This is a genomic window from Tianweitania sp. (genome assembly GCF_032053605.1).
Lineage (GTDB): Bacteria > Pseudomonadota > Alphaproteobacteria > Rhizobiales > Rhizobiaceae > Tianweitania.
On sequence record NZ_DAMBUH010000021.1, the window covers coordinates 36,047 to 47,825 of the forward strand.

General features: G+C 61.0%; 14 protein-coding genes and 1 pseudogene. 6 read left to right on the forward strand and 9 right to left on the reverse strand.

What is annotated here, in order from left to right; all coding sequences use genetic code 11:
• Window positions 1-62 precede the first annotated feature (62 nt).
• Window positions 63-242, forward strand: coding sequence for a YdcH family protein (locus RTX98_RS07575; protein WP_189500697.1), 180 nt, complete (start codon window positions 63-65; stop codon window positions 240-242).
• An 86-nt stretch (window positions 243-328) separates the two neighbouring features.
• Here the strand turns inward: RTX98_RS07575 and RTX98_RS07580 are convergent, their stop codons facing one another.
• The 3 genes from RTX98_RS07580 to RTX98_RS07590 form a co-directional block, all read right to left on the reverse strand.
• Window positions 329-598: a metalloregulator ArsR/SmtB family transcription factor gene (locus tag RTX98_RS07580; RefSeq protein ID WP_312795715.1), complete on the reverse strand. Its 270-nt coding sequence runs from the start codon at window positions 596-598 to the stop codon at window positions 329-331.
• On the reverse strand, window positions 599-1,918 hold the full coding sequence (locus RTX98_RS07585) for an MFS transporter (RefSeq protein WP_312795716.1): 1,320 nt from the start codon (window positions 1,916-1,918) through the stop codon (window positions 599-601).
• A 72-nt stretch (window positions 1,919-1,990) separates the two neighbouring features.
• Window positions 1,991-2,185, reverse strand: a complete 195-nt coding sequence (locus tag RTX98_RS07590) for a DUF1192 domain-containing protein (RefSeq protein ID WP_312795717.1) — start codon at window positions 2,183-2,185, stop codon at window positions 1,991-1,993.
• Between the two features lie 90 nt (window positions 2,186-2,275).
• Here RTX98_RS07590 and RTX98_RS07595 point away from each other — a divergent pair, with 90 nt between their 5' ends.
• Together RTX98_RS07595 and RTX98_RS07600 are read left to right on the forward strand one after the other, a co-directional pair.
• Window positions 2,276-3,295 (forward strand): NAD(P)H-quinone oxidoreductase, encoded by a 1,020-nt coding sequence (locus RTX98_RS07595; RefSeq protein WP_312795718.1) that lies wholly within the window; start codon window positions 2,276-2,278, stop codon window positions 3,293-3,295.
• A 28-nt stretch (window positions 3,296-3,323) separates the two neighbouring features.
• Window positions 3,324-4,361 carry an aldo/keto reductase gene (locus tag RTX98_RS07600; RefSeq protein ID WP_312795719.1) on the forward strand — a complete coding sequence of 346 codons (1,038 nt, stop codon included), beginning with the start codon at window positions 3,324-3,326 and terminating at the stop codon, window positions 4,359-4,361.
• A gap of 22 nt (window positions 4,362-4,383) precedes the next feature.
• Here RTX98_RS07600 and RTX98_RS07605 read toward each other — a convergent pair whose 3' ends face one another.
• Window positions 4,384-4,518 (reverse strand): hypothetical protein, encoded by a 135-nt coding sequence (locus RTX98_RS07605; protein WP_312795720.1) that lies wholly within the window; start codon window positions 4,516-4,518, stop codon window positions 4,384-4,386.
• A gap of 202 nt (window positions 4,519-4,720) precedes the next feature.
• On the opposite strand from RTX98_RS07605, the gene RTX98_RS07610 reads away from it, so the two are divergent.
• Window positions 4,721-5,410, forward strand: a complete 690-nt coding sequence (locus tag RTX98_RS07610) for a DUF1013 domain-containing protein (protein WP_189500688.1) — start codon at window positions 4,721-4,723, stop codon at window positions 5,408-5,410.
• A gap of 66 nt (window positions 5,411-5,476) precedes the next feature.
• Here the strand turns inward: RTX98_RS07610 and RTX98_RS07615 are convergent, their stop codons facing one another.
• The 3 genes from RTX98_RS07615 to RTX98_RS07625 form a co-directional block, all read right to left on the reverse strand.
• Window positions 5,477-6,196 carry a helix-turn-helix transcriptional regulator gene (locus RTX98_RS07615; protein ID WP_189500686.1) on the reverse strand — a complete coding sequence of 240 codons (720 nt, stop codon included), beginning with the start codon at window positions 6,194-6,196 and terminating at the stop codon, window positions 5,477-5,479.
• A 134-nt stretch (window positions 6,197-6,330) separates the two neighbouring features.
• Window positions 6,331-7,116: a glucose 1-dehydrogenase gene (locus RTX98_RS07620; RefSeq protein ID WP_312795721.1), complete on the reverse strand. Its 786-nt coding sequence runs from the start codon at window positions 7,114-7,116 to the stop codon at window positions 6,331-6,333.
• A gap of 66 nt (window positions 7,117-7,182) precedes the next feature.
• Complete coding sequence (locus RTX98_RS07625; protein WP_312795722.1) at window positions 7,183-9,111, reverse strand: propionyl-CoA synthetase; 1,929 nt, start codon at window positions 9,109-9,111, stop codon at window positions 7,183-7,185.
• A gap of 148 nt (window positions 9,112-9,259) precedes the next feature.
• Between RTX98_RS07625 and RTX98_RS07630 the strand changes: the two genes are divergently transcribed.
• Window positions 9,260-9,421 carry a hypothetical protein gene (locus RTX98_RS07630; RefSeq protein WP_312795723.1) on the forward strand — a complete coding sequence of 54 codons (162 nt, stop codon included), beginning with the start codon at window positions 9,260-9,262 and terminating at the stop codon, window positions 9,419-9,421.
• A gap of 9 nt (window positions 9,422-9,430) precedes the next feature.
• On the opposite strand, the gene RTX98_RS07635 is transcribed toward RTX98_RS07630, so the two are convergent.
• Window positions 9,431-10,438 (reverse strand): carnitine 3-dehydrogenase, encoded by a 1,008-nt coding sequence (locus RTX98_RS07635; protein ID WP_416223080.1) that lies wholly within the window; start codon window positions 10,436-10,438, stop codon window positions 9,431-9,433.
• 11 nt (window positions 10,439-10,449) lie between these two features.
• Complete coding sequence (locus tag RTX98_RS07640; protein WP_312795725.1) at window positions 10,450-11,373, reverse strand: 3-keto-5-aminohexanoate cleavage protein; 924 nt, start codon at window positions 11,371-11,373, stop codon at window positions 10,450-10,452.
• Window positions 11,374-11,448: 75 nt separating this feature from the next.
• Here RTX98_RS07640 and RTX98_RS07645 point away from each other — a divergent pair.
• A pseudogene (locus RTX98_RS07645) lies at window positions 11,449-11,779 on the forward strand (GlxA family transcriptional regulator); the annotation flags it as partial.

The window sequence follows — 11,779 nt, forward strand, 5'->3', positions numbered from 1 at the left end:
GAGCCTGTTCCGCGGTGGAACGGGCCTGGATGGTTCAGAGGAACCAGAAGGGAGACTAGTTGATGTCTTTGACTTCCCATCTTGAGGTGTTGGAACGCAAGCATGGCGATCTCGAGCGCGAGATCGATCAGGCGCAGGCAAGCCCCTCAGTTGACGACCTCCAAGTTCTGACGTTGAAGCGGCGCAAGCTCGCGCTGAAGGATGAGATCACGAAACTCAAGGTGGCGCACACGACCCATTGATCGTGCGCAATGGCCCTTAGGGCCGAACGAAGCAGACGTCTTCAACGCTCCGCGCTGCCCTCCGGGTGGCGCGGTTTTCGTTTCAACTAATCTTCAAGTTCCCAGAACTGATCCACCCAAAGATTGAGCTTGAGAAAGCCCGGACCGCCGGCGGCATAGATGCGCTTGGTACCCTCTGCCTTGACCGTTGCCAGCCCCGCATCCAGCAGGACCCTAAGATGCTGCGACACTGCGGGCCGCGAAACGGTGAGACCCGCCGCTAGCTGACCAACTGTCTTGGGTCCGCGTCGTAGATCTTCGAGCAACCGGCGCCGATTGGGATCGGCAACGGCAAGGAATGGATCACTGTCCGCCATTCAGGCAGAAGACACGAGTTCCCGCTCGTTTTCAACGTCCGATACCGTGCTGTCCGATGTCTCCGGCTCCGGCTCTGGTTCCGGGTCGTCCGGCCCACGCGGATCAAGCAAACCGGCCTGGGGCGTGACGGCGCGTTCGGCCGGCAAGGCATTGAACGCTTCCTTGTTTTCGGGCGGCACAGCCGCGCGTTGCGAGACACGGACCAGCGTGTAACAGCCAAGCAGGAAGTGAGGCAGCGCGGTGGCCAGAAACAAAGCTTCCGGGCGCAGGCGCGCCATCAGAAACGAGCCAAGCAGCGGCCCGATCATCGTACCGAAACCATAAAGCAGCAGCAGCCCGCCGGAAATTTTCACGAAGTTGCTGGAGTCTGCGTGGTCGTTAGCATGCGCTACGGCCAGGGAATAAAGAATATAGGCCATCGCTCCGTAACAAGCGGCCAAGGCGATCACCACACTGCCGGATCGCGCCTCGACGGAAAAGGCAAGTACGCCAATGAGTGCGGCCAGAAAGCCGGCGCCCGCCAGGATATAGCGGCGGTCGGTTTTGTCCGACAGCCGTCCTGCCGGCATCTGCATCGCAGCACCGGCGATCACCACAAGGCTCATCATCAGAGCGATCTGTGCCGTGGAGATCCCGATCCGTGCGCCATAAACCGGCCCCAGCGTTCCCCAGGCGCCGTTGGCGACGCCGATCAGGAGGCAGGCCATGAACGAAACCGGGGAGTTCGCGAAAAGCCCACGCAGATCGAGCGAGACTTCCTGCAACGGGCGCGGCGTTACGGCCGTGGAAATCGCTGTCGGGATCAGCGAGCAGCAGAACAGGATGCCCGACACCATGAACAGCGAGCTCTGCCGGACATCGAAGGCCGCCACCGCCATCTGCCCCGCCATGATCGAAGCGTAGGTTACCATCATGTAAAGGCCGAACACCGTGCCGCGATTCTCGTTCGTCGCCTTCTCGTTCAGCCAGCTTTCAACGACCATGAAGGCGCCGGCCATGACGAAGCCGGTGCAGACTCGCGACAGAATCCAGGCGGCCTCGTTGATAAACAGGCCGGTAAACAGAACGATGATCGCAGCCGAAGCCGCAAAGGTCCCGAAGGCACGCACATGGCCGACGCGACGCACGAGGCGCGGCGCAAAGATGCAGCCGGTAACAAAGCCTCCTGCCCAGGCCGTGCCGAGAAGACCCAGCGCGAAGGTCGAAAACCCTTCCGCCTGCCCGCGCAAAGGCAACAGGAGGTTATGCAGACCGGACGCAGCCAGGAGAAAGGCTGTTCCGCGCAGCAGCGAAAAGATCGGGCGGTAAGTAGCAAGCATCAGAGAACCGTCGGCACCGCTTATCAGACATCGCTTATGCGATTCGGTTTGAGCGAAAGCGACAGGTCGCGCCTAACTGCGGCGGAAAAGCGCCTCGGCGGCAGATTTCGTTTCGCCCTTTGCGTCGATCGTGGTCTGCAACCGTTTAATTTCAGCCTTCAGCGTGCCGATGCGTTCGTTCAACTCGCCTATCGACAAGAGACTGAGATCTTGTCCGATCTCGTGGGTCTTGGCGCGCTTTGTCGGTTCGTCGTCGAAGATGCTCATGGGTTCCTCCGATTGCCCCCGCTTGTTCCAGGGATAGATAATCGGAACACAAGAAAGACAACCGGCAAGACCCAAGCTTGGAGAAACAAGATGGACGACACGGCGACGCAAACGGATTTGCCTGAGGTCATGACGGCAATTGCCATCACCGAACCCGGCGAGCCATCGGTGCTCAAGCCCGAACAGCGTCCTCTCCCCGAACTTCGTCCCGGCGAAGTCCTGATCCGCGTTCGCGCTGCTGGCGTCAATCGGCCGGATGTGGCGCAACGACAAGGCACCTATCCCGCACCGAAGGATGCGTCCGATCTACCAGGCCTTGAAGTTTCCGGCGAAATCGCAGCCCTTGGTCCCGACACGCCGCGCTGGCGGGTGGGCGATGCAGTCGTCGCGCTGACGCCAGGCGGCGGCTATGCCGAATATTGCCGCGTCCACGGCTCCAATGTTCTGCCGCTTCCCGACGGCTTCACCTTCATCGAAGGCGCGGCGGTGCCGGAAACCTTTTTCACCGTCTGGCACAACGTCTTCGAACGCGGTGGCTTGCAGGCGGGTGAGACATTTCTGGTGCATGGAGGGACGTCCGGCATTGGCACCACCGCCATCCAACTCGCCAAGGCATTCGGTGCCAAGGTGATCACGACGGCAGGTTCGGCTGAGAAATGCGCCGCCTGCGAAAAGCTTGGTGCCGATCGCGCGATCAACTACCGCGACGAAGACTTCGTCGAAGCCGTAAATGCGTTTACGGGTGGGAACGGCGTCGATCTCATCCTCGATATGGTCGGCGGCGATTATGTCGGCCGCAACTACGATGCGGCAGCGGTCGATGGGCGCATCGTGCAGATCGCCGTGCTGCAAGGCGCCAAGGTCCAGATCAACGTCGCCAAGCTGATGATGAAGCGGCTGACACATACCGGCTCGACCCTGCGGCCCCGCACAGTCGAGTTCAAGGCAGCCGTCGCAGGTGCGCTGGAAGCCCATGTCTGGCCGCTGCTTGGCTCACGGCAGGTCGCACCGGTGATGGACCAGGTCTTTCCGCTCAGCGAGGCCTGGCGCGCGCATGAGCGGATGGAAGAAGGCAGCCATATCGGCAAGATCATTCTCGATGTTGCGTAGTTAGGCATCGGAGCACAAGGAGACACCAATGGATTATCGCCTACTCGGCCGTTCCGGCCTGAAGATCTCGACCCTAACCATGGGCACGATGACCTTCGGCGGCAGCGGCAATTTTGCCAAGGTCGGCAGCACTGGCCTCGATGAAGCCCGGCGCCAGATCGACCAGTGCCTGGATGCCGGCATCAACCTGATCGACACCGCCAACATCTATTCGGCCGGCCAGTCCGAGGAGATTGTCGGCGAAGCGCTCGGCGGCAAGCGCAAGAACGATGTGCTGATTTCCACCAAGGTGCGCTTCCGTACGGGCGAAGGCCCCAACGAAGAAGGCCTGTCGCGCTACCACATCATTCGCGAATGCGAGAAAAGCCTGAAGCGGCTGAAGACCGATGTTATCGACATCTACTTCCTGCATCAGTGGGACGGCCTGACGCCGCTGGAGGAAACGCTGGCCGCGCTCGACACCTTGGTCGAGCAGGGCAAGATCCGCTATATCGGCTGTTCCAACTATTCCGGCTGGCACATCATGAAGGCGCTGGGCATTTCCGAGCGCGAAGGCCATCCGCGCTTCATCACGCAGCAGATCCACTACACGGTGGAAGCGCGTGAAGCCGAATACGAGCTTCTGCCGATCTCCGTCGATCAAGGCCTGGGCATCATGGTGTGGAGCCCCATCGCCGGAGGTCTGCTATCGGGCAAATATAGCCGCGACACCGAAAGCGCACGGCAGTTGGCAGGCTGGAGCGAGCCGCCGATCCGCGATGCCGACAGGCTGTGGCGCATCGTCGATGTGTTGAAGACGATTGGGCAGGAACACAATGTTTCGGCCGCGCAGGTCGCACTTGCCTGGCTTCTTACCCGGCCGGCCGTGACGACCCTGGTGGTCGGCGCCCGCAACCAGGAGCAGTTCGCCGACAATATCGCGGCCGCATCCCTGAAGCTAAGCGATGAAGACCTGCGTCGCTTGGACGAGGTCAGCCGCCCGCCAGTGCTCTACCCCTATTGGCATCAGGGGCAAACGGCGAGCGGTCGTTTCGGCGGGGCCGACCGGGTTCTGGCGCGCGACTGATCCCGCGCCAGAACAATCGGTTTTACTTGGACTTGGATGCCGGCTTGCCGGCATCCTTGCTCTGCGAACCCAAAATCGGCGCAGACGGCTTTGTGACGACCTTTTCCTTCTTGGGTTTGCGGACTTCCTTGTTGCTGCGAACTTGACCCTTGGCCATGTGAACTCCTCCTGGCAGATGGTCAGCATGAACGATGTTCGAAGGACCTGTCCAGCTTTATCGCACAGGCTTGTCATTCGGCCGACAGCCATTTCCGTTGCGACTTTGCTCCGGCTTCGCTATATTGAACGCGATTTCCCAAATCCGGTGGCTTAAACCACCGCCCGCGAGAGAAGCGCGGGCGAACGAGAGGATGCACCTTATGGCCAATACCCTCCTGATGCCGAAGGCGACCGCCGTTTGGCTCGTCGACAACACTGCTCTGTCCTTCGACCAGATCGCGCAGTTCTGCTCGCTACATCCGCTCGAAGTGAAGGCAATTGCCGATGGCGAGGCCGCGCAGGGCATCAAGGGCATGGACCCGATGATCAGCGGCCAGCTGACCCGCGACGAGATCGCCAAGGCCGAAGCTGACCAGAACCATCGCCTCAAGCTGTCGGAGCCCAAGGTTCGCGTGCCGGAAACCAAGCGCAAGGGCCCGCGCTACACGCCTTTGTCGAAGCGCCAGGATCGTCCGAATGCCATTCTCTGGCTGGTGCGCAACCATCCAGAACTGAAGGACGCCCAGGTTTCGCGCCTCGTCGGCACCACCAAGGCGACCATCGAGCAGATCCGTGACCGCAAGCACTGGAATGCCGCAAACCTGACGCCGATGGATCCGGTCACGCTGGGTCTGTGCTCGCAGATCGATCTCGACCTCGAAGTCAGCCGCGCCTCGCGCGACAAGCCGGCTGCGCCGTCGACCGGCGAAACGCTGCTGCCGGCTTCGATGACCGAACGGCTCGAGGTCAACCAGGAGCAGAACGAGGAAGATCGCGAACTCGATGCAAACGCAGTCTTCGCGAAGCTGTCGTCGCTGAAGAACCGCAACCAGGACGAAGACGAAGAATAAGCGCCGATCGGAGCGCAACAAAAAAGGCGGCCTCGAGCCGCCTTTTTCATGTCTGCATGGTTCAACTCAGGCGGTGTAGCGTAGCCCCATACCGCCCTGCTCGATCTTGCGTTTTTCCATCGCACGGTAGAAGTCGCTCAGCAGCTTGCCCTTTTCCGGTTTGAAACGACGCCCAGCCTGGCCGATGATCTTGATGCGGTCGATCCGGAACGTGCGGAAATCACCGCGCAGCTCGCACCAGCAAGCCAAAGTCCAAACGCGACCCCAGAACCAAAGGCCGAGCGCGCGCACTTCGCGCTGCGAATGCTGGCCCTGTTCATCCTGATAATCGACTGTCAGCACGTCATGCGATTCCACGGCACGTTCGATGACGTCGATCGCCGTACGATCTGCATCAGACACGACCCACATAGGAGAGTGAATTTCGGTGCGGTCGATGCGCATGCGCTCGGCTTCCGGCAGCACGGCGCCGATCTTGACCAAAGCCTCTTCCGCTGCCCGCGCCATGGTCGATCCGCCAAACGCGCGCACCATGCGAGCACCCGCCACCAGCGCCACGATCTCATCGCGCGTGAACATCAGTGGCGGCAGGTCGAAACCCTCGCGCATCATGTAGCCGACACCGGCTTCACCTTCGATGGGAACGCCAGTGGACTGCAGGTCGGCGATGTCGCGATAGATCGTCCGTTCGGACACTTCGAGCCACTGCGCCAGCTTCTGTGCTGTCACTAGCCGGCTGCCACGCATATGCTGCACAATCTGGAATAAACGGTCTGCCCGGCGCATGCTGATCCTCCTTACGCGCCGAACAATCGGTGGTAGCCAGCAAAATGGTGGCTTACCCCTCGAACGGCAAGATGATCATGCCACACGGCTCCTGACAGCCCTCTGTCAGGATTGTCAGGAGGTTGAAGGAGGGATCAGCTTTTTACGGAAACGGTATAGTTCAGCGGCAAGCGGCCGCCGTCCGCATAGATGGTCTGGCCCGTGATATAGCTCGCTTCGTTTGATGCCAGGAACGCCGCGATAGCAGCAATCTCCGAGGCCTCACCCACCCGTCCCATAGGCGTGCGTGACAGGATGCGCTGCCGAGCGTCAGGATCACTGTTGACAGCATCCAGCATCGCGGTGGCAATCGAACCCGGCCCGATCGCGTTGACGCGGATGCCATAGGGTGCAAGCGAAAGAGCCATGACCTTCGTGAGTTGGCTCACACCGCCCTTCGAGATGGAATAGGGCCCCTGATCCGGCAGACCGAAGATCGCATTGATCGACGACATGTTGATGATGACGCCGGCAGCACCGCCATTCTTGATCTTGTCGACCATGAAGCGTGCGGCGGCTTGACCAGCCAGAAACGACCCCTTGAGATTGACCGCGAGCACGCGGTCGAAGTCCTCTTCCGTGACATCCAGAAAATCGGCGCCGCGCACGATGCCGGCATTGTTCACGAGGATGTCGACATCGCCATAGGTGTCGATGGTCGCCGCAAAGAGATTGTGGATGTCGAGCCGCTTGGAAACATCGGCGCGGACGAAGGTCGCGTCACCCAGCCGGCGAAAATCATCCACCGCCTTCTCGCCCGCAACCGTATCGACATCAGCCACGACCACCTTGACGCGATCGCGCACGAACCGTTCGGCAATGGCATAGCCGATACCGGTCGCCGCTCCTGTTACGATCGCGACCTTGCCGTCGAGTGCCATTCCATTGCTCCAGCTTGGCGGCCCACCCCGGGCCGCCGCCGACAATGGTTGGAGCGCGTTGCGAAATCAACCTTTCGCGGCTTGAGCACCCTCGCCAAGTCCATGCCGGGACATCGCCTCGCCGATCTCATCCATGATCAGGGGATCGTCGATCGTGGCCGGCATGGTCCATTCCTGTTGATCCGCCAGCTTCTGCATGGTGGCGCGCAAAATCTTGCCGGAACGCGTCTTAGGCAGGCGCTTGATCACGATCACCTGCTTCAGGGCCGCCACCGCCCCGATGCGCTCGCGCACAAGCTGGACCACTTCGCGCTCGACCTCGGAAGCATCACGATCAACGCCCGAGTTCAGCACCACCAGCCCAAGCGGCACCTGCCCCTTCAACGGATCGGCAATGCCGATCACCGCGCATTCCGCGACATTGGGATGGGCCGCAACAACCTCTTCCATTGCGCCGGTTGAAAGACGATGGCCGGCGACATTGATGATGTCGTCCGTACGCGACATGATGAAGATATAGCCGTCATCGTCGATGATGCCGGCATCGGCCGTCTTGTAGTAGCCAGGGAACTCTTCCAGGTAGGCTTCGCGAAAGCGCCCATCGGCCTGCCACAGGGTGGGCAAGGCACCAGGCGGCAAGGGCAAACGGATCACGACATTGCCGAGCGTTCCAGCTTCCACAGGGTCACAATTGTCATCCACCACCTTCACGTCATAGCCGGGCATGGGAACGCCCGGTGAGCCGTATTTCACCGGCAGCATTCCCAAGCCTACCGGATTGTGGCTGATCGGCGAGCCGCTTTCGGTCTGCCACCAATGGTCGACCACCGGCACGCCAAGCTTGTTTTCCGCCCATTTGATGGTTTCCGGATCGCCGCGTTCGCCCGCAAGGAACAGATTGCGGAACTTGGAGAGATCATAGTTCTTGATCAGCAGGCCTTCCGGATCCTCCTTCTTGATGGCTCTAAACGCTGTGGGCGCGGTGAACAGCCCGACTGCGCCATGTTCGGCAATCACGCGCCAATACGCGCCGGCATCCGGCGTGCCGACCGGCTTGCCTTCGTAAAGGATGGAGGTCGCACCATGCAGAAGCGGGCCATAGACGATGTAATGATGTCCGACGATCCAGCCGACATCGGAGGAGCAGAAGAAAACCTCGCCAGGCTTCACGCCGAACTCGTGCCACATGGTCCATTTCAGCATGACCATGAGCCCGCCGGTGTCATGCACCACGCCCTTCGGCTTGCCAGTCGTGCCTGAGGTGTAAAGGATGTAGAGTGGATCGGGTGCGTGCACCGGCACACAGTCGACCTTAGTCCCAGCAGCACGCGCATTACTAACTGCTTGCGCATAATCGATGTCGCGTCCTTCAACGAGAGAACACGGCTTCTGTGGCCGCTGCAGGATGATGCAGGCCGGCGGCTTGGCGGACGAGAACGCGATCGCCTGGTCGAGCAGCGGCTTGTAGTCGACGATACGCGTGGTCTCGATGCCGCAGGACGCCGACACGATCACCTTTGGTTGTGCATCGTCGATGCGGGCCGCCAACTCCTTGGCGGCAAAGCCACCGAACACCACGGAATGAATAGCGCCGAGCCGCGCACAGGCCAGCATGGCGAAGCCAGCTTCCGGCACCATCGGCATGTAGATGATGACGCGGTCGCCTTTCTCCACACCCTGCGCGCGCAACACGGCAGCCAGCGCCACCACCTCGTCCAGGATCTCGCGATAGGTGTAGTGCTTCTTGGTTGACGTGACCGGGCTGTCATAGATCAGCGCGGTTTGATCGGCGCGGCCGCCGGCGACATGGCGGTCGAGCGCATTGTAGCACATGTTGCAGGTTCCGCCGGTGAACCAGTGGCCGTAAACGCCGGCTTGGGGGTCGAACACCTTCGTCCAAGGCGTAAACCAGTCGATTTCCTTCGCAACCTCTCCGAAGAACGCTTCCGGATTTTTGCGCCACGCGGCCATGGTTTCATGATACTGCGATGTCATAGATGCCTCCCTGCAGCCGGCAGATTAGCAAGCCGTCACCAAAGGTCCATCCAACCATTGAACGAGACGGCGAGCACAGGGCGGGCATGACTTTGCAGAGGTTTGGAAATGGCCGGCGGACCGGCGCGGGCGGATCGAGACCGCGCCTGTGAGCAAGGCACTATCCCTCCTCATCCTGGCGATGATGGCGCTGCATCTCTGGCGTCCGCTCGGGCTTCCAGGCCTGCGCGCGCGACGCGATGCCTGGAAGATTGCAGTTTTTGCACTCGCCGCCATTGCCGTGACGGTTCTCCTGTCCCATCACGGCTGAGCCTGTCTTTCAGCTCTGCGCTTCGCCAGCCCCTTTCAGCCTGGCCACATAGTCCTTCTGCAACGCACCCGCGCCCCAGCCCTGCCCCTCGTTCTGCTGCGCAAGCGTTCCCATGATCGCCACGAGATTATCGTCGCGGATCTTCTCCAGTTCGCGGATGGTGTAGTGGCCTGATTGTTCGTCGGATTGGCCCGCGATGAGATCGACAAGCTCGTCGTTGAACTCCGGCACATCGGTCAGCTTGGTCCAGGGCCAGGACAAACAAGGGCCGAACTGTTCCATGAAGTGGCGCATGCCCGCCTCGCCGCCGGCAATGCGATAGGTCTGGAACAAGCCCATTTGGGCCCAGCGCAGGCCGAAGGAATAGCGGATGATGTCGTCCAGCTCTTCAACAGTCGTGATGCCGTCCTTGATCAGCCACAAGGATTCGCGCCAGATCGCTTCCAACAGACGGTCGCCCACAAAGGCCTCGATCTCCTTGCGGATCACCACCGGCTTCATGCCGATCGACGCGTAAAGCGCTTTGGCCTTGTCGATGAACTCAGGCTGCGTCTTTTCCCCGCCGACGATCTCCACCAGCGGCAGAAGGTAAACCGGGTTGAAGGGATGCGCGACGACCAGCCGCTCGGGATGCTGAAGCGCGCTCGCCATCTCCGTCGGCTTGATGCCGGAGGTCGATGAACCGATCAGCGCGTCGGGACGTGCATGGGCATCAATTTCGGCCAGCACCTTGTGCTTGAGGTCGAGACGTTCCGGTACGTTTTCCTGGATGAAGTCCGCATCTGCGACAGCCTCTGCAACCGTGCTGGCATAGGTGACGCGGCCTTCCTTCGGCAGGCCTGACGGCACCATCTGCGCGTAAGCGCGTCGCGCACCGGCGAGAACTTCATCAACCTTGCGGCTCGCTTGTGGATCGGGATCGTAAAGCGCAACATCAATGCCGTTGAGCACCAGCCGCGCCACCCACCCCGCTCCAATAACGCCACCGCCGATGCAGGCTGCCTTGGTGATCTGCATGGTCATTTCCTTCAAACCGCCTGCGCCCGCGGGGCACGCTTGGTCAGGTTGAGCTTTTTGCGGACTTCGTCCGGCCCAAGCACCCGCGCGCCCATATTGGTGACGATCGTCGCCGCGCGCTCCACGAGTTGCGCGTTGGTGGCGAGCACACCCTTGTCGAGCCACAGATTGTCTTCCAGCCCCACACGCACATTGCCGCCGGCAAGAACGGCCGCCGCCGCGTAGGCCATCTGGTTGCGGCCCAGCGCAAAGGCCGACCACGTCCAGTCGTCAGGCACGTTGTTGACCATCGCCATGAAGGTGTTGAGGTCATCCGGTGCACCCCAGGGCACCCCCATGCAGAGCTGCACCAGCGCATCAGGAGCCAACACACCTTCACTGACCAACTGCTTGGCAAACCACAGATGGCCGGTGTCGAAAGCCTCGATCTCCGGCTTCACGCCCATTTCCGTCATCTTGGCGCCCATCGCGCGCAGCATGCCGGGCGTGTTGGTCATGACGTAATCGGCTTCGTTGAAGTTCATCGTGCCGCAATCCAACGTGCAGATTTCCGGCAGGCACTGCCGGATATGCTCAACGCGATCGCTCGCGCCGCCCATGTCGGTGCCTTGCTCTTTCAAGGGCAGCGGCTGCTCGACACTGCCGAACACCATGTCACCGCCCATGCCGGCGGTCAGGTTCAACACCACATCGATATCTGCATCGCGGATGCGCTCGGTGAGTTCGCGATAAAGAGCGATATCGCGACGCGGTTTGCCTGTTTCAGGGTCGCGAACATGGCAATGCACGATCGCAGCACCAGCCTTTGCAGCATCGATTGCCGATGCGGCGATCTGCTCAGGCGAGCGCGGCACATGCGGGCTTCGATCCTGTGTGCCGCCCGATCCCGTCACGGCACAGGTGATGAAAACCTCGCGGTTCATTTCGAGCGGCATGAACATCTCCCTTTGTTGGCCGCCATCATGGCCACCATTGCGAGATGTCACTTCACACTTTACGAAACTGATTTGATGAAGCACGCAAAGCAATCGATCTTTCAGCCTGAGACGACGCCTCTTCGCCTCACCTTTCTGGTAGTGCCAGGCGCCTCGATTCTGTGCGTCGCATCCGCCATCGACCCGCTGCGGGCAGCCAACCGCATCGCCGGTGAAAGACTGTTCGACTTCCGCCTGGTTTCAGCCGACGGGCTACCGGCTTTGACGAGTTGCGGCCTGCCCATCGCCGTGGAAGGCGCATTCGATGCAGCTGCCGCAACGGATGCGCTGATCGTCATCGGTGGCTTCGGTGCACGCAGCGAAACGGCGCGGCCTGTTCTAGCCGGCATCCGCAAGATCGCGCGCA